We start from the raw sequence: 22,365 nt of genomic DNA, 5'->3' as shown, positions 1-22,365 counted from the left end.
TTAAAAAAATTATACGACTTCTGTATCAGAATCTTCTCTGTATTGTAACCAGTCCTTTATTTCGTCCTCCAAATAAGACATTTGTAAATGTAGAGCGTCCAGAAAATCATCGGGAACTGGTTCGCCGTCATCACTGGTTTCCAAATTCCATAATTCTCTTGAAAAAATTTCATATTCTGCAAAAACCTGTTTAAATCGGGGGCTTTGATCCTCCAATTCCCGGATTTTATCCTGGTATTTCATGAATTTATCTGAATTAACGGAAGTTTTCATCTGTTTGCTATTTTGGGTTGCGTATAGTTAAATGTAGAAATATTTTTCATTCGTCAATCAATTTTAACATACACTTATTACATTTTAACATTAAGCCTTACATTTGCACAATTTCATTTTTTAATGGTTGCATTTATAATTAAACAAAAGCAAATACTATTTTTCATTATTGCGGGTGGACTGAGCGCTATCGTAGAGATTGGGCTTATGAAAGTCTTCAGTTATTATATTCCTGAATATATTCCGGCTGAAACTAAATGGCACGGAATTTCTTATCCGCTTAGTAATATTCTTTCCACAACCTGTGCTATTATTTTCAATTATTTTCTGAGCATTTGGTTTGTGTTCGAAAGAGGCAAGCACTCCAAGAAAAAAGAGTTTACATACTTTATGGTGGTTTCGTTTATTTCAACAATACTAAGCCTTATTGTATTCAACCTTCTTTTTAACAATCTTTTCCACGATCCTATCGATCTGGGCGTTTATGTACTAAGTCCGATTATCTTCAGCAAGGCTTTGGCAATTGTCATTATTTCTGTACTTAATTTTAGTATTAAAAAGAGGGTTATCTTTAACGGCTGAAAATAATAGTAATGACAAAGTTTCTTAATTATCTCTGGCGAATCTGGTTTCTTATTATTGTTATTATTGCCACTATACTTTGCGGGCTTTTAGTATATCCACTTTCTTTTAGCCCAAAAACTTTCAGAGCGTGCTATTTTTTCATGCGCATCTGGTGTATTATTCTTTTTTACGGTATGGGATTCCGGTATGAATTGACTTCGCCAACAGGAAAAGTTATAGATCCGGAAAAAAAATATGTATTTGTATCCAACCATACTTCTATTATGGATATTATGCTAATGTGCATCTTACATCCTAAGCATCCTATATGTTTCGTTGGAAAAAAGGAGTTGGTGAAGATTCCCATATTCGGTACTATATATAAAAGGGTATGTGTAATGGTAGACCGCAAAAGCATGAAAAGCCGAACGGATGTATACCGCAGATGTGCCCAAAGAATGAATGATGGACAAAATATTGTAATCTACCCTGAAGGCGGAGTTCCGGATGATACATCTATTGTATTGAATGAATTTAAAGACGGAGCATTTACCTTATCATCCAAACATCACTTTCCAATTGCTGTATATACTTTTATAGGACTGAAGGAAATGTTTCCGTTTGATAGCGGAAAAGGTTATCCCGGAAAAGTAAAAGTAATCTTAAATGATATATTACAACCCAATGAAAGTAAGGAAGAAATGAAAAAAAATGCGTTTGAATTAATGTACAAAAGCATTTGTATAAATAAATAATCTATATTTGTGTTAACTAAATTTTAATAAAAACTAATAAATATGTTCGATTACCGTAATAAAACCAATTGGGGACAATTTGCGTCGCTCATCGTGGTTTTTTTCTTTTGGGGCTTTGTCGCAGCCAGTAATGATATTCTGATCCCCGTTTTCAAAAAGGCATTTGACCTCACTAATTTCCAAAGCCAACTTGTAGCATCTGCCTACTATATAGCTTATACGGTCGGAACATTATTATACTTAGCTGTTTCGAAAATTTTAAAATACGATGTATTAAACAAAATGGGATATAAAAATGGTCTTATCTTGGGCCTTTTAATATCTGCAGCGGGATCTTTAATCTTTATCCCTGCAGCAAATGCACATTCATTCCCATTGATGATTACAGCACTTTTCGTAGTAGGATTAGGGTTCTCTTTACAGCAAACGGTAGCCAACCCGTTAGCAATTGCCATAGGGCCTGCACAGACAGGTTCTCAGCGTCTGACAATGGCCGGAGGTATCAATAACTTTGGTACTACTATCGGACCTTTAGTTGTTGCTTTTGCCATCTTCGGATCTGCAGCCGCTGCAAATGAAAATGCGGATATTGAAAGTGTTAAAATCCCTTATCTTGTATTGGGTGCAGCCTTTGTTTTAGCTGCTATATTCCTGAAATTCTCTTCTCTTCCAAGTGTTACTGAAACACATGAGGTAGAAGAAGCTAATGAAATACAACAACCTCGTTCTTCTGTACTAAAATACCCACAATTAGTATTGGGGATGGTTGCTATATTCCTATATGTAGGTGTAGAAGTTGCAACAGCAAGTAATCTTCCTGCATACATGGAAAAAGAGCTAGGTTTCCATACAAAAGATGTTGCCCCGTTTATATCTCTATACTGGGCAAGTATGATGATCGGGCGTTGGAGTGGTGCTGTAGGAGCATTTAACCTACAGGGAATGACACTGAAAATTGCAAAATTCATTGCACCTTATTTAGCTTTTGGTGTTTTCCTTACCGTAAATGCTATTGCCCAGCATGATCTGACTCCTTTCAAAGTTTATCCTGCTATTATCCTTGTTATGATTATTGCAGATATCCTTTCTAAAGGTAATCCGGCAAGGATGCTAATGATCTTCTCTTTCATGGGAATCACAGCATTAGTTATCGGTATGCTTTCTTCTGGAATGGTATCTGTATATGCTTATACAAGTGTAGGATTATTTTGTAGTACGCTTTGGCCTTGTATTTTTGCCTTGGCAATCGCAGGACTTGGTAAGCATACTAATGAAGGATCTAACTTCCTTATCATGATGATTATGGGTGGAGGGCTAATTGCTCCACTACAAGGTTACCTTGCAGATTCAATAGGTATACATTTAAGCTATATCGTAGATGTAGTATGTTTCCTATACCTAATCTTCTATGCAATTAAGGTAAAAGGAATCCTGAAGAGTCAGGGTATTGATCTTGAAAAAACAGCTGCAGGTGGTGGACACTAAGAATAAGCTGATATATAAGAAAAGATTTTGGGCAGGCCTTTGGCTTGCCCAATTTTTTATATTCTTTCTGCTGTCGAAGACGGAGAAGGGTGTACTGTTTTTTGAAAAATTATTTTCTGCAACTCAAAAAATCCGGGTAGGAATTATTAAGCATATTCCGTTTTCTGCAGGGGATGTGTTTTATCTGTTTCTAAGCATCTTTTTGATTGCCTTAGTTATCTTATCCATCAGAAAAAAAAGCAGAAAAAGAACCCTATTAACCTTACTGGTTAGTATCAATATTTTATACTTCGTATACCAGTGTTTATGGGGAATGTTATATTTTCAGAAGCCATTATTAAGCAGAGACAAAATACAGGCAATTGACACCGAAAAACTAAAACCTCTTGCAGAATATTACCTTCAGCAATGCATTATACTTCGTAAAGCTAATCTTTCAGAATCTTTTCAGATAAAATCTCAGACAGCTTTGGAAGCAGAAATAAAGGCACAGCAGCAAATAATTGCTCATACATACGGAAAAGGCAGCAGCATTGATATTTCGCTGAAGCCAAGCCTTTATAAAAGCGTTATGAGCTATACAGGTATTCTGGGCTATTACAATCCTTTCAGCTCCGAGTCGCAGTACAATCCGGAACTACCACCTACTTATACTCCGTTTACACTCTCTCATGAAACAGCACATCAGATAGGCTTTGCCAGAGAGGAGGAAGCTAACTTTATAGCTTTTATTATAGGAGAAAATTCTTCCAGTTATGAGCTAAAATACAGTGCCTATTGGTATGCTTTAAAGACAATATTATTCAATATATCTAAAAAAGACCTGAAATACAGTAAAACCTTTCTGGAAAATCTCCCAAAAGAGTTAATGAGTGATTATAAGACTGAAAAAAAATTCTATAAAGATCATGAAGGAAAGACTCAGGATTTTTTCTCTTTTACCAACAACCTTTTTCTAAAAAGCAACAGACAAGATGGAAGCGTTACTTATAACTATTTCATTTACTTATTATTAGATCATCATAAAGAAAAAGGATTGCACCAATAGATGCAATCCCAAAAACACAAATGATGAAAAAAAATTTATTGCTTCGTGGGCAATAGGATACCCGATTAAAGCGATGTAAAAGTACAAAAATTTCAGATATAAACAAGTATTTTAAAATAAAAAAACATTTTTATTCCTATAAAAGCTATAAATAAAATCGATTAGACGGCTATATGGGTAAGTTTATATCTATAAACTACCCATAATAGTAAATAGATCCACTTTTTGGACATAAAAAAAGAGAATCAGATAATTCTGATTCTCCTTTTAGTAGCGGGGACACGACTCGAACGTGCGACCTTCGGGTTATGAGCCCGACGAGCTACCTACTGCTCCACCCCGCGATGTATCTTTTGTCTTCCGAAGACTTTGTAGCGAAGACGGGACTTGAACCCGTGACCTTTGGGTTATGAATCCAACGCTCTAACCACCTGAGCTACCTCGCCGTTTTGGTGGTGCAAATATAGAAAATATTTACAACTCACCAAAATTTATTTCACTTTTATTAAAGATAAAGCTTCAGAAAAGTTATTTGGTTTAGCGATAATTTTATTTCCTGCGTCCAAAAGGAAATATGTTGGCGTTGCGTGAACGTTGTAAAGCTCTGAAACACTGCTGCTCCAGCCTTTCAGCTCACTATCATTAATCCAGGGAAGAGATTTTACCCTGTTATTATAAGAAGTTGGATCAGAATCTAAAGATAATCCGATAACCTGAACTCCGTTTGCCTGCAATGCCTTATAATTTTCGATAATTTTAGGTAATTCTGCTTCGCAGTGAGAACACGTAGAAGACCAGAACATAATAAGCTTTTTCTTTGCTTTTACATCGTGTAAAGACTTCGCTGTAGTATTTAATGGATTAGTGAATTTGTAATCCGGCATTACTTTGCCCAGCATTACATTCTCATTGGACTTAATAGTAGCTGTTAAACGATCTGAAATCGTACATTTTAGTGCTTTAGCCTCTGTAAGATATTTATTCTTTAGTTCCTCCATTCCATAGACGTCGAAGAAATCTATAAGTTCAGATAATACCATCTGCCCTCTTGGAGATTCTACATCTACAGTTTTTAGCAGCTTTGCAACATCATTATTAATGGTTTCTTTCTTGGAATATGAAAGGTAATTGTAAAGCACTTGTCTGATTTGTGCTGAAGATTCAAGATATTCCGGAGAATTATTGATAAACTTTATATAATCTTCCTGTTTCAATGCCTGATTTCCGTCTACATATTTCTGAAGATTTTGAGTATAGTACTTTAAAAAAGGATACTGTCCCATATCTCCGTCTTTGTATGCGGAAAGTTTGGATATCTCCTTTTTCATAGCCATTCCAAATTCTGAATTTGGCTCGTAGAAATTTTGCATCTGAAGCAGTACCGGAAGGATCTGCTCTTTCTTTTTTGCTATTCCCTGATAATCTGCGAATAGCTTATTGGCATTATCGGAAAATTCTACATTCGAAATTTTATTATTTGTCAGTGCTGTCTTCACTGAAACATTTCCGTTCTCAGAAATTAGCATGAAGGCCGTATTAGCATCCGGAAAGTACACCTTCATCAGACCGGAATAAGGCGTATCTACCTTAAAATCCCATCCGTTAGCAGATTTTGTTCCACTAGCTGCTATAACCTCTTTGGAACCATTATAGGAGTATAGAAACGCGTTATCCGTTTTAAAATCTGAAGGGACTCCCACCTGAACAGTAAACTGAGCCGATGTCATCGAAAAAAGCCCTAATAGTGCTATCGTTAAGAAATTCTTTTTCATGACCTAAAGTTATAAAAAAAACCTACATTTCTGTAGGTTTTACAACGTATTAAGTTTTTTTTCAGATATACTTATTTCAGTTTACCTTCTATATCTTCTTTTGTAAGGATAACTTCGGAAGTCTGATCGATATTGTACATATAATCTTCCAGAACCTTTTCTGTGGTTCCTCTCAAACCTCTGGCACCTAATCCTTTTTCCATTGTAGCTTCAACGATAGCCTCGATAGCTTCGTCTGTAAATTCAAGCTTAACATTATCCATTCTGAATAACTCTATAAACTGATTAACAATCGAATTTTTAGGTTCTTTCATAATACGGATCATCGTATCTTTTGTCAGCTTATCAAGGTGAGTAATGATAGGGAAACGTCCTAAAAGTTCAGGAATTAGTCCAAAGCTTCTAAGGTCAATAGCATTAATATTTTCCAGGATATATTCCTCATCATCCTTTTTATTGATTTTCTCGCTGCTAAAACCTATTGCCTGCTTATTTAGCCTTCTTTCAATGATTTCTTTAATACCATCAAAAGCACCACCTGCGATAAACAGTATATTTTGAGTATTTACCTGAATGTATTTCTGATCCGGGTGTTTTCTTCCTCCTTGTGGTGGTACATTTACAATACTTCCTTCCAGAAGTTTCAACAATCCCTGCTGAACACCTTCTCCGGAAACGTCTCTGGTAATACTAGGATTATCAGACTTTCTTGCAATTTTGTCTATTTCGTCTACAAAAACAATTCCTCTCTCGGCTCTTTCCACGTCATAATCAGCTACCATTAAAAGTCTGGAAAGAATACTCTCCACATCTTCCCCAACATAACCTGCTTCGGTAAGAATTGTAGCATCTACAATACAAAAAGGTACATTAAGTTCTTTTGCAATCGTCTTTGCCAATAATGTTTTACCTGTTCCGGTTTCACCAACCATCAGTATATTAGATTTTTCCAATTCTACTTCTCTGTCAGCATTTCCGGCATGCATCAATCTTTTATAATGATTGTATACCGCAATGGATAATTGTTTCTTTGCCTGATCCTGACCTATAACATAGTCATCCAGAAATTCTTTGATTTCTCTTGGCTTTTTCAGATCATCTATATCGTAATCTGCAGGGCTAAGTGAGTTTTTCCCAGAACCAGCAATCATTGCATGAGCCTGTTCTATACAGTTATTACAGATATAACCACTATTACCTGACACTAATATTTCAACTTCCTCTCTTTTTCTTCCGCAAAAAGAACATTGGTTAGGATTCATCTAAATTTATTTTGATTTTATGATGCAAAAATGCTTAGAAAAATCTAAGCATTTGCAATTTTTTCTTGAATTTTTTGATATTCTTCAGGTGATAATTTCAATCGCTCTCTGGAGAAATCGATATCATGTAAATGCTGAAGCGGCACTAAATGAATATGAGCATGTGGTACTTCCAAACCTATAACAGCCACTCCTACTCTTTTACACGGAATTGCAGCACCTACTTTTTTGGCTACTTTTTGTGCAAAACTGAAAAGCTCTTTAAATTCTTCTGAATCCAGATCGAAAATAAGATCAACCTCTTTTTTAGGGATTACTAACGTATGTCCTTCCACTAAAGGCATTACATCCAGAAAAGCTAAATGCTTTTCGTCCTCCATTATTTTGTATGCAGGGATTTCTCCGTTAACTATTTTGGTGAAAATGCTGCTCATAATTCTACTATTTAGTTTAAGCTAATTTCTAATACTTCAAACGATAATTTGTTTCCGTTTGGTAAAGTAATTTCTGCTGTTTCACCAACAACTTTACCTAACAGTCCTTTAGCAATAGGTGTATTTACTGAAATTTTACCTGACTTCAGGTCACTCTCATTGTCTGGTACTAAAGTAAAAGTCTGCATTTGTTTAGTTCCATTATTTTTAAGCTTCACTGTACATAAGATGGATACTTTAGAAGTATCTAACTGACTTTCATCAATTACTTTTGAAGTAGCAATAGTATCTTTTAGCTTGGAAATTCTCATTTCCAGCATTCCTTGGGCTTCTTTAGCTGCATCGTATTCTGCGTTTTCAGATAAATCACCTTTATCGCGAGCTTCTGCAATCTGTTGTGTAATTTTTGGTCTTTCAATGGTCTCCAACTGCTCTAGTTCAGTCTTCATTTTTTCTAAACCTTCTTTGGTTACATAACTCATAATACAATATTTTAGGTTAGTATAAATAAAATATCCGACCTTTGCCGGATACACATGTCTTGATTAATTTTAGCAAATATATAATTTATTTTCAATAAAAAGAAATATATAGCATTTAATTGCAAAATACTAATTATCAATTAATTAAAAACGTTCATTTAATTTTTTTCCTTAAAAAATTAAACTCCTCTCAACGAAACCTAAAAAAAGACTAATATTTTCTATATTTATGCCATGAAAGTAGTTATTCAAAGAGTTTCTGAGTCTGAAGTGGTGGTAGAAAACCAATCTGTTGGCAAAATAGGAAAAGGTTTTATGCTTTTAATCGGAATTGATGAAAGTGATGAGAAACAAGATGCAGACTGGCTTGTACAAAAGATACTAAATCTTCGGGTTTTCGGAGATGAAGAAGGCAAGCTAAACCTTTCTATTCTGGATATAAAAGGAGAACTTTTATGTATTAGCCAATTCACTCTTATTGCTGATTACAAAAAGGGGAATCGCCCTTCTTTTATCAAAGCTGCTAAACCAGATAAAGCAATTCCCCTTTTTGAATATTTTAAAGAAGAAATAGCAAAAAGCGGATTAAAAACGGAGAGTGGAATCTTTGGTGCTGATATGAAGATTTCTTTAACCAACGATGGACCGGTTACTATTGTTATGGATTCGAAAACAAAACTATAAATTCAGTTTTTTTTAACCACAAAAGAACCCAAAGCCTTATTAGTTCAAGTTTTAAAAAAGATATAACGCATAAAAAATGACCAGGTTTCTCTGGTCATTTTTTATTTTAGTTGTACACTGAACTTTCCTTTCTGACTGCCATCTGCCATCAGACTTTTTCCTATGATAAGACTGTAGTCCCCTTTCTGGTTTAGATTGTATTCAATGTCCTGTCCAAAAGGTCCGTCAATGCTCTGATCATTAAGTTCAACATTATTGAACCGGATATTCTGATTTCCTGATTCGGAAATAATCTTCCCGGTAATCTTCATATTTCCCGCATTTTTCAAATGAATGATCAGTTTCTGATCTTCATTCGTAAACTCATCTTCAAATTTTACTGGAAATGTTTGCGCATCTACTTCACGGATAATGGTATTTCCGGTAACCTGTCGATCCTGATTATGATTCTGTTTTATAGTATCAGTTTTACTTATACTCACAGCAGAAGAATCTTGTTTCTGAGTAGTTATTTTATTAGGATTCTTCGAACAAGCCGCCATTATTAATACAAGAGGCAAGAAGGAAACGACTATCTTTTTCATATTATTTGGTATTAATGGTTTCATAATAAAGTAATCTGGAAAGGAAGGTTTTCTTCTGTTCTTTATTTACTTTATCTAAAACGTCAGATCTTAGCAGGTTATTATGAGAAATCTCTGCATATTTTAATAAATAAGATTCATTAAAGTTAACAGAATTCTGGTGATAATCAGCAGAAAAGTCTTTACGCTTTATATTTTCTCTGGTAACAATACCACCCCAATTAACAAAGCTGATTACCAAAACTGCAGCATAAAAAAACCAGAACATTGTATTGAAAAGGAATGCATTGGTTTTCTTCTTGTGTATCTTAACGAATGTTACTACCAAACCTATCGTAGCCAATATAAGAAAGGCATAAACTCCAAGACGTTTGTACGTGAGTCCGTAATTGACAATATATTCGGTATTCTTCATCATAGCCGAAAACAATAAAACAGTGTTCAGGGCAATCCAAACTTTTGCCAACAGCTGCATCAATTTGGCTTTTGGATCAAAATTGAAGGCTGATTTAAAGTAAAACATAATCACAAGTATCACCATGATAATGGAGAGAATTACAGCTCCTACCCTTTCATGGGTTTCTTCGGAAAGCTGTCCTGGTGTTTTAGGAGTCTCATAAAACTGCTCGTAATTATAGCTCACAATAAAGAAAACAAGCAGGATATTGAGTAAAAGAAATGTCACAACTCCACTCATTCGCTCAGCATCCAGACCCAGGTCTGAATAGGTAGGTTTCAAAATCTTTTCCACATCATTAAAATCATTATCCAGAATAGTATGTTGCTTGTAAATCAGTCTTTCTACTACGAAATTCCAGTAATTAAAGGCCAGAAAGAACCCTAATACACTCAGGCAGAATAATTGCCAGAAATTAATATCCCAATTGATATTGGTAAAAAGATTTGCAAACTGATCACTTCCATAGGTATACACCACAAAAAATATAAAAACAAAAAATGCAGGGATTAGAATAATAGCTAATAACTTCTGCCATGTACCAGAAGAATTTCTTTCAGGAAGCCATTTATCAAAGTTGAAAAAACGACACAGAAATGTAAAAAAATTAGCAATAAAAACAGGTAATATAAAAAGTGTTTTCAGTTTTCTGCTTTTACTCCGGAATGAAAGAAGAATCAACGAGCTTGTCAATGCCAGAAAGGAAGGAAAATCTCCATACCATGTAAATGCAACAGATGAGAGTATGGTTGTACTAAAAAGTATAAAAAACAGACGGGTTTTGTTGCGTTGCGGGGTATTGATAAGTGTAAGTACTGCACAAATAATTCCCAAAACACCCAGGTTTAGCCCCATATTTTCATTATAAAATAAAGTGACAAAAAGAAAAGTGGTAAGTAATATAAGATGATGTGTTTTCATAATCAGGTAGTTTAATAAAATACAGGTGTTTGTTTTTGGTAGATAAAGTCTTTTAAATGTTCAAAATTCTGCCATAACAGACTCTCGAAATCCCAGTTGAAAAAGGCTTTCATTCTTTTTCCTTTTTGATATGCATGGAGATACATTTTTAAATATTCCGGCAGGAAAAGTGTTCCCAGAAATATAGCTGCAAGAAGATGTGCATTGAGTTTTCCATTGCCTAAAAGAAGATACTGCATGGCAATTTCATCTTCAAAGTTGGTTCCGCAACCGGTAATAAGATGGTGTACATCGTGATTCTCCATTTTAGAAATCATGGTGAAACCATATTGTTGATAGAATTCTCCCAGTTTTCGCCCCAGAGAATCTTTTTCAAAGAGCAGTAATTGCTCTTCTGTAAACTGCCACTGCCTTTTTTTCTTTTTAAAATATTTTCTGTAAAGCTTTTGGGTATGTTGGTACACGAACAGTAAAAATTGAACACGTATTTTTTTCATAATTTATAGTTTTGATTACATAAGATTGATGCCTATTAATGCATAAAAAGCAGCAATAGGAATATTGATTGAAAGAATTAGAATCGATTTTAAGCAAGCTTTGCGTTTCGTTTCACTAAGAAGTCCGTAAATAAGTAAGCCAAGAACTATTAATAAATTGAATATTGAAGCATAAATCAAGAGTAAATATCCGCTTGAAGCAAACACATAGTTTTTTGTAAACAGGTATCCGAAGAGGCAGATATTCCCTGACAGGAATGACACTCCAAAGACAAGCCTTCCAATAACTATGATATTTCGATTTTCCATAATACTTTAGTTTAAGCCTGAGTAAGTGTAAAAACAGTAATCTCTGGACGTACCATAAAACGAACCTGACGGGAATGTCCTATTGCCCGGTTGATGTATAACATCCTGCCATCCTGCAAATCGATTTCTCCGGAAATGTATTTTTTATTTCTGACCGGCAGAACTGGTGTAATAACTCCCGGTATCCGACATTGACCACCATGTGTATGTCCACTGAGAATCCATCCTTTATAGCCATTCCATACATCGAGGTCACATACATCAGGGTTATGGCACAAAACCAGATTCGCTTTTGTCTTATCATAATCTTTCATTACATGAAGAGGATTAAAATTTGGAGACCATAAATCTTCAAAACCTATAAAATTCAGACCTGAAACTTCTGCTTGTGCATTGTTCAACATTCGGATTCCTGAATTTTTCATAATATCACAAATGTTCATAGCTACATCAGGCTCACTCCAGTTGAATCCGTAATCATGGTTCCCCAGTATTCCTAAAGTTGCAATATTCCCTAATACAGCATGTTTCATCACTTCATGAAGTTGTGTATACTGTATTTCGTTTTCCCAACTTACATAATCGCCTGTGTATACTACAAAATCAGGATTGAAAGCTCTAGCCTCCTGAAAAACCTCAATCAGAAAATTCCAGTCAAAACGGTTTCCGACATGCATATCCGATATTTGCATCAGTATTTTTCCTTTCAGATAATCTGGCAGATTCTTTATTGGCAAATCTCTCCGGACAAACTCTACCCAAAAAGGCTCTATCTGCCAGGAATACAATACAGGCAATGCACCAATAGCAGATACCTGAAGTAAACGTTTAATAAATGTTTTTCTATTCATTTGTATTTTTTATAAAGTACTTTGTAATTCAAAGTTAATTTTCAAAAAAATATAGCTTTATCTGCCCAGTAATTTTTCCAACGCATTAAGATGTTCTGAAAAAGCATGTCTTCCGGAATTTGTAACTCTATAAGATGTCTTTGGCTTCTTTCCGACAAATTCTTTCTTTATTTCAATATATCCGGCTTTCTCAAGTGCTGTACTATGGCTTGCCAGGTTACCGTCTGTAACTTCCAGTAGCCCCTTCATTTCTGTAAAGTCAACCCAGTCGTTTACCATGAGAACAGACATTATCCCCAATCTCACCCGACTTTCAAATTCTTTATTGAGCTGATTTACTTTAATCATTTTAATTTTATTCCATTAATTCCAAAATAGTCGTACAAGATCCTATTTTTTGATTAGCCTTTTAGTATTGTATTTTCATTAGTTACCCCTATATCTGAAAAACCATTGGCAAACTGCTTCTACAGAGAATGGCCGCAAAAATAAGGATAAAAAAAATTCCGCTCTTTTACATTTTACTTTTTATTGAAGAAAATCTTATTTCTTATACATGAGTATACCATATACAATGTGCAAAACTCCAAATCCCAAGGCCCAAAAAAGTAATCCATGTCCCGGGAAAAATATTGCTATAATTCCTAATATCATTTCGGAAATTCCTAAAAACCTAACAACATCCAAAGTATATTTTTCAGCACAGAATAAAGCTGCTCCATATACAAACAACATCATTGGCGCGATTAATATATAATACTGCTGAGCAACAAGGCCTATACAGAATATCCCGCCCAAGGCTAAAGGGACACAAAAATTGAACAATAGCTTTTTAGTCGCTGCAGTCCAGAAAGGCTGATTGGACTTTTTAATATTTCTCCAGGTAAATAATCCTCCGAAAACTATTGCAGACACTAATACAATCAATGCAACAATAATAAGATGGGTAACCTTATCTTCTACTGTATGCAGGCTTCTTCCTTCATAATCGAATCTGGTAGCACCTAAATAATTATAGGCATAAGCCGCTCCCAATAAAGCAATAACTCCGGCTACTATCCCGGACATACCACTAAGTGACAGAAAACGTGTAGAACGTTCCATCATATGCCGGATATGAGACAAATCTTTATGATAATTTTGATCCATATAAAGAACTTTGAAATACAAAGTTATAATTTATTTTTAACCATCAAAATAATTTTTAAATTTTCTTTCATTCTGTCAAAACAATTTCTCAAATTATTAACTTTAGGAAGCTAAACAACACAGAATGAATAAGGAAATTCTAAGATCATCCATCTTCAGACATTTAGATGGTATTGTTACTGCTCCTGTAGCCGTATCACTAAACAAGAAAGGTATCATCGACCATATATTAGAAAAAGAAACAATTAATCTTTCCGATCTTACAGAACAATTTAAAGCTAATGAAGGTTATCTGAATGTTGCTTTACATACCTTGGGCTCACAAGGATTTATCATTTATAATATAGATAATAACAAAAATACAGTTTCTGTTACAGCAAACAGCAGTACCTTGCTATTAAAGAAATTCTCCTTTTTGTATAACAAAATTATTCCCTTTCTGAAAAAGTCTACAGATATTAGAAATCAGATTTTGGAAACTTCATTTATAGAAGAATTTAGTCTTCTTGCAGCAGCTATGAAGAGTAACTTTGATCTTGAAATTTCTGATAATCCTGAGGAGAAAGCTATTCAGGAGCAAATATTAAAACATATTGAAGGCTGTATTATAGGCCCTGTAATTGTATATCTTGGTATGACTGGTATGTTTCATAAGTATTTTATGGAAACGTCCTTTCAGGCAGCCGAATTTCATAAAAAAGCAGAAAACTTTGAGGTTATTCTGGACTTCCTTACTCATTTGGGATGGTTCAGAAAAAACGGAAGCAATTATAAATTTACAGAAATGGGTGTTTATTATGCCAAACGGGCTGCCTCATATGGAGTAACTGTCTCTTATCTGCCGATGCTGAACAAGTTGGATGAGTTATTATTTGGGGATGCACACAAAATACGGGAAATAGCAGAAGGTGATGATGAGATACATGTTGATCGTGCTATGAATGTATGGGGAAGCGGTGGTGCACATTCTAACTATTTTAAGGTAGCCAATGATTTTATTATTCAGGTTTTCAATCAGCCTATTCATTTACAGCCCAAAGGTATATTAGATATGGGCTGTGGTAATGGTGCCTTTATTCAGCATATTTTCGAAACAATAGAGAGACAAACCTTGCGTGGAAAAATGTTGGAAGAACATCCTCTTTTTTTAGTAGGCGCAGATTATAATCCGGCAGCACTGAAAGCGACCCGTGCTAACCTCATCAACAATGATATTTGGGCGAAGGTTATCTGGGGTGATATCGGAAACCCCGAAAAGCTGGCGGAGGACCTTAGAGAAAGTTATGAAATTGAACTTTCAGATTTATTGAACATTAGAACCTTCCTGGACCATAACCGTGTATGGAAAACTCCGGAAAATAAAAACCCGGAAAGAATAAGTACTTCAACCGGAGCATTTGCCTTTCGCGGAGAAAGACTCACTAACAATATTGTAGAGGAAAGTCTGAAGGAACATCTGGAGCTCTGGCTTCCTTATATTAAGAAAAATGGATTACTCATAATCGAACTCCATTCCCTGAATCCAGAACTTACCCAAAATAATCTGGGCAAGACTGCTGCAACAGCTTACGAAACTACTCATGGATTCTCGGATCAGTACATTCTTGAAGTTGATGTTTTCAGAAAAGTATGTACAGAAACAGGATTAAGTATTAGCCCGGAATTTTCGAGAAAGTTTCCTGACTCGGATCTGGCAACAGTTTCTATAAATCTTTTAAAAGCTTAGTAATATAAAAGAGCGATTATGTTTTATAATCGCTCTTTTATTTATTTTGCTCTCAGGTGTTCTTTAATTGCCTCAATATTCTTTTTAGCTGAATCCTCTAAAATGAGGCTAGCACTCATGTGAATTCTGTCTGGCATCAGCATATTAAAATAGTCTGTTCCTTCCCAGGAAACTTTCTTAATCAATGCTAATGCTTCATCACTTCTGGTGGAAAGCTTCTGAAGAAAATCATCGAGCTTTGCATCCATTTCAGCAATATTTTCAGATACTGAATGGTAAATATTATGCTGCTCTGCCCATTCTGCAGATCTAAACTCTGCATCTATTGCCATTGCCGAAAATTGTGATTTTCCGATTTTTCTTTCTACATAAGGTCCTATTACAAAAGGTCCTATTCCCAGGTTGATTTCAGTAAGAGCAAGGGCTGCATCTTTGGTTGCAAAGCAATAATCTGCTCCACAGGCAATTCCTACTCCACCGCCGGTTGTTTTTCCCTGTACTCTTACAGCAATTATTTTCCCACAATTTCTCATGGCATTCAATACTTTAGCGAAACCTCCAAAGAACTTCTTAGAAGTATCAAGTTCATCAATGGCTAGAAGCTCGTCGAAACTAGCTCCTGCACAAAAAGCTTTTTCTCCGGCACTTTTTATAAGGATTGCTTTTACTTCCTTCTTTACACCTTCTTCTAAAATAGTCTGAGCTAGTTTTTCCAAAATAGCACCAGGTAATGAATTGCTTTTTGGTGTTCCAAAAGTAATTTCTGCGATATTGTTTTTAATTTCTGATATTACGAATTCGTTCATAATTTTTGTTATTGGATTATCTTATCCATTTATGGATATGCTCTATATGTTTATTTTTTCTGACTAATGCTTTAAATCGCAAAGTTAATAACAGCTTCCTGCCTTCTATTGTTCTTGTAAACACCAAGCTGGCTGCTCCTGATTCTTCAATCCAATTTCTGGCAAATAGTTCTGCACTTTTTTTATTTCTTCCAAAAATATCAGGAACCGGATAATAGTTAATACTATTTTTCAAAAAAAGAATTCCTTTGGTCTTTAATAAATACCTGGGATTATCAATCTTTGACAGAAGCTCTTGTAAAGTTAATATAAATATTGAGGCTTCACTATAGCTTCCTCCTTCTAAGTGGCAAATACTATTTCCCCTTTCATCTGAAGAAACAACAATTTTAAGTTTTTCATTTGATGTTCTTATAGCTCTTTCACTGATTAATGAAGACAATATAGCTCTGGCTATTTTTTCCAGATTTTTAGAAATATTCTTATACCTGAGATACTGCATTAATGACCGATAGAACATTCCTCCATAAGTTAGAAAGCCTGCAATTCCGAATAAAAATATAAATAAATATGCACCTTCTAATGTCTGAAAGGACTTTAAAGATTTTATAATACCTCCTAGAAATTCCGCCCAGAACATAAGTACAGAAGATATTAACATTCCCATAAAGTGGCCAATACTTTTACTAAGGCTTTTAAATTTCTTTTCCTGCCATTTATCCGGATCTTGAGATTCAATTTGTATTTCTTCTACAAGATGATCGCCTTTTTTTAATGCTCTGTTCCATTTATCTTTAAGTTCATTCTTTCTGCGTGCTAAAGAAATCATTTCTTTATTAATCTCCTTTATTTCTGATATCTTCTCAATTGTCTTAATATTGAGACGTTCAATATTATTTTCAATTTGCTCATTTTCTCTATTAGAAACACCTACAAAGGTTTTGAAGCGTTTTACCATTTTCTGATAATCCATTCCGCCTTCAGGATCTCTCTCGTTAAAACAGATCAGGTGCCAGATATTACTTACTTTTTCAGGATTATCTTTATCTGTTCTTATCGCCCGCCCTCGTATCTGATTGCTTAATACATAGCTACTAACAAAACTTGCAACAATAAGACTATTAATTTTGGGAGCATCCCAACCTTCTCCCAGTAATGATTTTGTTCCGATTAGAATATTTATTCTCCCTTCCTGAAAAAAGTGTGTTACTATTTCCACAAGAAAACTTTGATTATTATCTTTTGGATAAATCTGCACGAAATTGCCATCAGATTTCATTTCTGATAAGGAAACATCTTTGTCGGGGAAATCTTTTACAAGCTGATTAGCCAATTCTCTAGGTAGAATAACAAGAGAACCGGTAAGAACACCAATATCTTTTCCAACTAAAGGGTCATTTTTTAATATTTCAAAAATAGGAACCACCCCCATTTTATCAGGACTAGGAGTTGGTTCAATATCATTAGCAATAAATTCTTTTCTTATAAAATCAGTGAGAATTACCATGCGTAAATCATTTCCAAAATTCTCACTCTCACTAATTGTAATATTTCTAATAGCTTCTAATTTTCCAGAACCTGCATTTAGAATATGTTCTAATTTTTCGTTCTGAAAGAAACTAATAGTCTTATTTTTTAAAATGCTATTTCTTTTTAATCTGTTTTCTATAGCTTGCCTGGAATCCTCATACTTTTTAAAATGTATATCATCTGTAAATAAGTAAAACTCCAGTAACTCTTCCAACCAGAAGAAATCAAACTCGGGAATATATTTTTGCTCATCACCAATAATTTGAAAATGAATATCAGCTATTTTAATCCCTATTGCATTCATAAAGATGAGCCCCGAAGTATATGAAGATACATTATCATAAATCCATTCCAGGTGTTTTTCCGGATCTTTATAAATATAATGATTAACAATAGCCTCGATAATTACACCATCTTGCTTTATTTCTTTATACAGGTTGTCTGCATATTGATAAATCTGATCTATGGACAGCTTTTCTTCTAAAGTCGGGAGTGTAAAATATATAAGATCCTGATGAGGGCAAAGGTCACCTTCCAACATAAGCTCCGGAACAGAAATTTCTGCATCTACAGAACCATTTAATTCTATGTAATTCTGCCATTCACTTTCTGAAACATCAAAAGGCTGGGTAGCAGTGAGTGCAACTACTATAGGATTCAGTTGATCTTTTATCGTAATAATACTTTGCCACCATGCATTTTTCAGATGGTGTGCCTCATCCAGAATAAGAGTTCCAATTTTCAACTTTTTAATTAACTTCAAAAAAGAATCATTGTTTAATTTCTTCTCAACGGTTTTACTTTCGGCATCTCTTTTTATTACTGAATGAATTCCCTGATAAGTAGCCAGGGTTACAAAAGCAGGTTTATTCAAATCAAAAGAAATCCACTCCGGAAGTGTGTCACTCTGAAGGAAAAGCTCTCCGAAGCGCTGTGCCCATTGGTTTCTTATAGCTAAAGTAGGAGCTACAATCAAAGTAGGATTATTAATACGGAGCATAATCTCTAATCCAAGAACTGTTTTTCCAGAACCAGGTGGAGCAACAATATGAAGGTGATTGTCCGAAAGATAATCCTGAAGATTATCTAAAAATTGTTTTTGATACTTACGCCAACTATATCTGAATAATATTCCTTCCGGAAATTCTTTCATATCTACCATTCATCAGATTATTTTTCAGAAAAGGCTACAATATACTTATCTATATATATTTCTTTCTCTTTTGATTTGTATTGCTGGATATAACGAGGATGTTCCAGAACATTGATTTTATCAAATAACTTTTCTTCTTTGTTTAGCTTGTGGATAAAGTCTGCATTCTTTTTCCCTAATACAAAAACTTCAGAAGTATCCAGTCCCAGACTTATATGCTGTTTCAGAGAAGCTATCATAAAGCTTTTTACATCCTCAAAAAGCTGTTTATCATCATAATAATTAGCATTCAGCCAACCGTTTTTTGTATTTCTTACAATAGCCAAAGGAAAAGGAGAGTTGATATAAAATTCTTTATAGAATTTCTCAACTCCACCAAAAGCATTGATCATATCATACATAAAGACAGATGAAACCTCATGGGTATGCACTGATTTCATTTCAATACCACATTCACTATTCAACCGTTTGGTATCAGTAAAAGGAACTCCTGTTACCCCTGCACCATGTCTACTGGGATTGATCCCAATTATAAATCTGCGCTGGTTTGAATCATTATAATATTTATGATAAAACTTTTGCATCACAACCATCGTTTCAGGATTGTCCAGATAAGGATTCAGTACATTAAATCCTTCCGGTAGTTTTCCCGAATATCGAAGGGTCTTATTAAAATCTATGACTTTATCTGCAAAAGTATTCTTCACTCTCCAAATATATTAATTTACCAATACTTTGACCATGCTCAGCATGATCTCTGTACTATATTAATCCGAACTGTTCGAAGTGATGAGTGAAATGCTTTCTGTGCATTAGCTCCCACATTTCTTTATTGATTTTACCAAATACAAAATGGATATGCTCTGCCTGTGGATTCTCTCTGTAATAGATCAAGAATTCCTGAATTGCATTAAGGAAAGCTTCTTTTGCAGCCTCCAGGTTTTTATGTTTCAATTCCGGTAAGCTTCCGTCCTGTGGAAGGAATGGCGCCGGAAATTCTTTTGGCATTTTTCTGTGATTGTATAAGGAATCCTGATACTTTTCAAGGTGTTCATCAGGTGTATAATACTTTTCTGCTTCAGGTCTTCCCATACCATAGTTAACGGTAGTTTCCAGATGCTCCAGCATTTCCTGTGGAGACATTTTACCCCATTCAGGTTTTGAGCTTTCCGTTAAACCATTTAATATTTTTTTGATATCTCTTACGTTCAGATCAATAAAAGGAGATCTTTTAGCTACCAATGTCAGAATTGTTGCCACGCAAACTACTTCTTCTCTTTGGTTTACCACCTCAACCAGCCACTTTACCACACCACTAGGTATGTTTCGACCTTTTACACCTCTGTTGATTCTCTCTTTTGCAGTCAGGTATACCGTGATGGTATCTCCTGCATATACAGGCTTAAAGAAAGCACAATTCTCTAATCCGTAATTTGCAATTACAGGTCCTTTTTTACCGGAAACAAATAACCCGGCTGCTGCTGAAAGGATAAAATAGCCATGAGCTACAGTCTTGTCGAAAATTGTTCCGTTAAGGCTGGTAGCATCAGTATGCGCATAGAAGTGATCCCATGAAACGTTAGAGAAGTTTACAATATCTGCTTCAGTTACTGTTCTTCCAGCTGTTTCCAATGAGTCTCCAATTTCTACCTCCTCGAAATATTTACGGAAAGGATGTTTATCTGAGTATTTTTTCTCTGCTCCTTGTTGATAAATTTTTGTGATAGCTGTCAGAATATCCGGTGACCCCTGAATAGCCGTTTTTTGCAGGAAGAAGTGAAGTCCGCTTAGTCCACCCATTTCTTCTCCACCACCAGCTCTTCCCGGGCCTCCATGCATCAGTGTCGGAAGGGGTGAGCCATGTCCCGTACTCTCTTTAGCATTATCTCTGTTCAATACATATATACGTCCATGTTGGGAAGCCATCTTCCAGGAAGTTTCAGCAACGAATTTATCATCGTAAGAAACAATAGAACCAACTAAACTTCCTTTTCCTCTTTTTGCTAAAGCGGCAGCCTCTTCTGCATCTTTATATGGCATTAAAGTAGAAACAGGGCCAAAAGCTTCTATATCATGAGATATATTTTTTTCAAAAGGTTTATCATTCAGGAATAATTTAGGACTCATAAATGCACCATGTTCATAATCGGCATCTACCAGCTCATGTTTCCCATCATATACAAGTTCTGTTTCGGCTTTCAGCAGATTTACTTTTCTCAGAACCTCTTCATATTGTTGTTTTCCTACCAGAGATCCCATTCGGGTTTCTCTGTTTAGAGGATTTCCTATTTTTGTCTGATCCAATGCTTTGGAAAGAGCACTCTGAACATCACCAATTAAATGTTCAGGTACGATAATCCTGCGGATAGCAGTACATTTCTGCCCTGCCTTGGTTGTCATTTCATTACGGACCTCTTTAATAAACAAATCGAATTCAGGAGTTCCCGGCCTGGCATCCAACCCCAAAATTGAACAGTTCAGAGAATCTGCTTCCATATTAAAACGGACAGCATTTCCGGCAACTGAAGGTAAAGATTTTAGTTTTCTTCCGGTATTAGCAGATCCGGTGAATAAAACAGAATCTCCATCCTGTACATAATCCAGAATATTTCCGGGTTCTCCACAAACCAACTGGACAGCTCCTTCGGGAAGCAAACCACTTTCTATCATATCCTGAAAAACAACATTTGTAAGATAAGAGCCGGGAGTTGCTGGTTTTACAATACTTGGTACACCTGCCAGTAAAGATGTGGATAACTTTTCCAACATTCCCCATACCGGGAAATTATAGGCATTAATCTGTACAGAAACACCTTCGCTTGAAGTTAGAATATGTGTTCCCAAGTGTGTTCCGTTAGCTGAAATCTTCTGCGTATCACCATCTACCCAAAACGGAGTATTAGGCAGCATTCTTTTTGCTAATCCGGAGTAGGTAAAGAATGTTCCAAATCCACCTTCTATATCTACCCAGGAGTCTACATGAGTAGCTCCGGTTTTATATGATAATTCGTAGTATTTTTTCTTACGCTCCAGAAGATATAATGCTACTTTTTTCAGCATTTCCCCACGATCATAAAATGTCATAGAAGACAGGTTTTTATAACCTATTGTTCTTCCATAGTCGAGAGCTTGTTCGAAGTTTAGTCCTTCTGTATCTGAAATAGCAACCTGCTCTCCTGTAACAGCATTGTAAAGCGGAATTCCGTTACCTGTTCCCTCTGTCCATTGTCCGCATATATAATTTTTAAGTTTTTCCATATTAAAGAATACTTTACTATTTGATGTTTATTTTTTTAAGATCAATTGTAAGACTTTTTTACCCCCCAGATATACAAGAAAGAGTATTAGTGCAAAATCCAGAATAAAGATTGAATCAAGAAGAATTGTATAAAAAAAATCTTTTGATTTGAGGCGTCTTTCTATTGTATCGGAATCCACATGCTCTAATGCATCTGAGATACCAATCATAGCTTTTATTATGAAATATCCTAAAAAGTGGAGTGCACTCAATACAATCAGAACGACATACCAATATTTTTTCAGGAAATTCTGCATTTTAGGCTATAATTATTTTATGTTTTAAACTTTATCAAACCTCATAGGTTTTGAAAACCTATGAGGTT

21 protein-coding genes and 2 tRNA genes are annotated in these 22,365 nt (G+C 35.1%); 6 read left to right on the top strand and 17 right to left on the bottom strand.

Going from position 1 to position 22,365, the window contains the following annotated elements; translation table 11 throughout:
- Positions 1 to 9: 9 nt before the first annotated feature.
- Complete coding sequence (locus ATE49_RS07755; RefSeq protein WP_021347001.1) at positions 10 to 273, bottom strand: hypothetical protein; 264 nt, start codon at positions 271 to 273, stop codon at positions 10 to 12.
- Between the two features lie 123 nt (positions 274 to 396).
- Here ATE49_RS07755 and ATE49_RS07750 point away from each other — a divergent pair, with 123 nt between their 5' ends.
- Genes ATE49_RS07750 through ATE49_RS07735 form a run of 4 tightly spaced genes read left to right on the top strand, consistent with a single transcriptional unit; the run spans position 397 to position 4,125 of the window.
- Positions 397 to 855: a GtrA family protein gene (locus tag ATE49_RS07750; protein ID WP_034870737.1), complete on the top strand. Its 459-nt coding sequence runs from the start codon at positions 397 to 399 to the stop codon at positions 853 to 855.
- An 11-nt stretch (positions 856 to 866) separates the two neighbouring features.
- Positions 867 to 1,592, top strand: a complete 726-nt coding sequence (locus ATE49_RS07745; RefSeq protein WP_065081695.1) for a lysophospholipid acyltransferase family protein — start codon at positions 867 to 869, stop codon at positions 1,590 to 1,592.
- 42 nt (positions 1,593 to 1,634) lie between these two features.
- Positions 1,635 to 3,077, top strand: a complete 1,443-nt coding sequence (locus ATE49_RS07740; RefSeq protein ID WP_059156440.1) for an MFS transporter — start codon at positions 1,635 to 1,637, stop codon at positions 3,075 to 3,077.
- Positions 3,067 to 4,125: a DUF3810 domain-containing protein gene (locus ATE49_RS07735; RefSeq protein WP_065081711.1), complete on the top strand. Its 1,059-nt coding sequence runs from the start codon at positions 3,067 to 3,069 to the stop codon at positions 4,123 to 4,125. Before ATE49_RS07740 ends, ATE49_RS07735 begins: the two co-directional genes overlap by 11 nt.
- Before the next feature lie 271 nt (positions 4,126 to 4,396).
- Here the strand turns inward: ATE49_RS07735 and ATE49_RS07730 are convergent.
- The 6 genes from ATE49_RS07730 to greA all read right to left on the bottom strand — a co-directional run bounded on the left by ATE49_RS07730 (position 4,397) and on the right by greA (position 8,075).
- A tRNA-Met gene (locus ATE49_RS07730) sits at positions 4,397 to 4,469 on the bottom strand.
- Positions 4,470 to 4,497: 28 nt separating this feature from the next.
- Positions 4,498 to 4,571: transfer RNA gene (locus tag ATE49_RS07725), tRNA-Met, on the bottom strand.
- Positions 4,572 to 4,616: 45 nt separating this feature from the next.
- The gene (locus ATE49_RS07720; RefSeq protein WP_065081694.1) at positions 4,617 to 5,897 is read right to left on the bottom strand and encodes a TlpA family protein disulfide reductase; all 1,281 of its coding nucleotides are present in this window, start codon (positions 5,895 to 5,897) and stop codon (positions 4,617 to 4,619) included.
- A gap of 71 nt (positions 5,898 to 5,968) precedes the next feature.
- Positions 5,969 to 7,159, bottom strand: a complete 1,191-nt coding sequence (gene clpX, locus ATE49_RS07715; protein WP_059346035.1) for an ATP-dependent Clp protease ATP-binding subunit ClpX — start codon at positions 7,157 to 7,159, stop codon at positions 5,969 to 5,971.
- Positions 7,160 to 7,203: 44 nt separating this feature from the next.
- Entirely contained in the window at positions 7,204 to 7,593 is a 390-nt protein-coding gene (locus ATE49_RS07710) for an HIT family protein (RefSeq protein WP_045183472.1), read from the bottom strand.
- A gap of 11 nt (positions 7,594 to 7,604) precedes the next feature.
- Complete coding sequence (gene greA / locus ATE49_RS07705) at positions 7,605 to 8,075, bottom strand: transcription elongation factor GreA (RefSeq protein WP_059156443.1); 471 nt, start codon at positions 8,073 to 8,075, stop codon at positions 7,605 to 7,607.
- 234 nt (positions 8,076 to 8,309) lie between these two features.
- Between greA and dtd the strand changes: the two genes are divergently transcribed.
- Positions 8,310 to 8,759 carry a D-aminoacyl-tRNA deacylase gene (dtd, locus tag ATE49_RS07700; protein ID WP_065081693.1) on the top strand — a complete coding sequence of 150 codons (450 nt, stop codon included), beginning with the start codon at positions 8,310 to 8,312 and terminating at the stop codon, positions 8,757 to 8,759.
- A gap of 101 nt (positions 8,760 to 8,860) precedes the next feature.
- Here the strand turns inward: dtd and ATE49_RS07695 are convergent, their stop codons facing one another.
- The 6 genes from ATE49_RS07695 to ATE49_RS07670 form a co-directional block, all read right to left on the bottom strand.
- On the bottom strand, positions 8,861 to 9,343 hold the full coding sequence (locus ATE49_RS07695; protein ID WP_065081710.1) for a hypothetical protein: 483 nt from the start codon (positions 9,341 to 9,343) through the stop codon (positions 8,861 to 8,863).
- A 1-nt stretch (position 9,344) separates the two neighbouring features.
- Positions 9,345 to 10,721 carry a DUF4153 domain-containing protein gene (locus tag ATE49_RS07690; protein WP_065081692.1) on the bottom strand — a complete coding sequence of 459 codons (1,377 nt, stop codon included), beginning with the start codon at positions 10,719 to 10,721 and terminating at the stop codon, positions 9,345 to 9,347.
- 11 nt (positions 10,722 to 10,732) lie between these two features.
- Positions 10,733 to 11,218 carry a Coq4 family protein gene (locus tag ATE49_RS07685; protein ID WP_065081691.1) on the bottom strand — a complete coding sequence of 162 codons (486 nt, stop codon included), beginning with the start codon at positions 11,216 to 11,218 and terminating at the stop codon, positions 10,733 to 10,735.
- A gap of 320 nt (positions 11,219 to 11,538) precedes the next feature.
- Positions 11,539 to 12,378: a metallophosphoesterase gene (locus tag ATE49_RS07680; protein ID WP_065081690.1), complete on the bottom strand. Its 840-nt coding sequence runs from the start codon at positions 12,376 to 12,378 to the stop codon at positions 11,539 to 11,541.
- 57 nt (positions 12,379 to 12,435) lie between these two features.
- Entirely contained in the window at positions 12,436 to 12,726 is a 291-nt protein-coding gene (locus ATE49_RS07675; protein WP_065081689.1) for a winged helix-turn-helix domain-containing protein, read from the bottom strand.
- 195 nt (positions 12,727 to 12,921) lie between these two features.
- Positions 12,922 to 13,527 (bottom strand): hypothetical protein, encoded by a 606-nt coding sequence (locus ATE49_RS07670; protein ID WP_065081688.1) that lies wholly within the window; start codon positions 13,525 to 13,527, stop codon positions 12,922 to 12,924.
- Positions 13,528 to 13,651: 124 nt separating this feature from the next.
- On the opposite strand from ATE49_RS07670, the gene ATE49_RS07665 reads away from it, so the two are divergent.
- Positions 13,652 to 15,253 (top strand): class I SAM-dependent methyltransferase, encoded by a 1,602-nt coding sequence (locus tag ATE49_RS07665; RefSeq protein ID WP_065081687.1) that lies wholly within the window; start codon positions 13,652 to 13,654, stop codon positions 15,251 to 15,253.
- 41 nt (positions 15,254 to 15,294) lie between these two features.
- Here ATE49_RS07665 and ATE49_RS07660 read toward each other — a convergent pair whose 3' ends face one another.
- The 4 genes from ATE49_RS07660 to paaZ are packed head-to-tail and all read right to left on the bottom strand — an operon-like array spanning position 15,295 to position 22,000.
- Positions 15,295 to 16,059 (bottom strand): enoyl-CoA hydratase/isomerase family protein, encoded by a 765-nt coding sequence (locus ATE49_RS07660; protein ID WP_065081686.1) that lies wholly within the window; start codon positions 16,057 to 16,059, stop codon positions 15,295 to 15,297.
- Between the two features lie 16 nt (positions 16,060 to 16,075).
- Positions 16,076 to 18,751 carry a DEAD/DEAH box helicase family protein gene (locus ATE49_RS07655; protein ID WP_081278430.1) on the bottom strand — a complete coding sequence of 892 codons (2,676 nt, stop codon included), beginning with the start codon at positions 18,749 to 18,751 and terminating at the stop codon, positions 16,076 to 16,078.
- Between the two features lie 8 nt (positions 18,752 to 18,759).
- The gene (locus ATE49_RS07650; RefSeq protein ID WP_065081685.1) at positions 18,760 to 19,449 is read right to left on the bottom strand and encodes an SMUG2 DNA glycosylase family protein; all 690 of its coding nucleotides are present in this window, start codon (positions 19,447 to 19,449) and stop codon (positions 18,760 to 18,762) included.
- A 55-nt stretch (positions 19,450 to 19,504) separates the two neighbouring features.
- The gene (paaZ, locus tag ATE49_RS07645) at positions 19,505 to 22,000 is read right to left on the bottom strand and encodes a phenylacetic acid degradation bifunctional protein PaaZ (protein WP_065081684.1); all 2,496 of its coding nucleotides are present in this window, start codon (positions 21,998 to 22,000) and stop codon (positions 19,505 to 19,507) included.
- Between the last annotated feature and the right edge of the window lie 365 nt (positions 22,001 to 22,365).

Source organism: Elizabethkingia miricola (assembly GCF_001675285.1).
Taxonomy (GTDB): Bacteria; Bacteroidota; Bacteroidia; order Flavobacteriales; family Weeksellaceae; genus Elizabethkingia; species Elizabethkingia miricola.
This window is presented reverse-complemented; position numbering and strand designations above follow the sequence as displayed.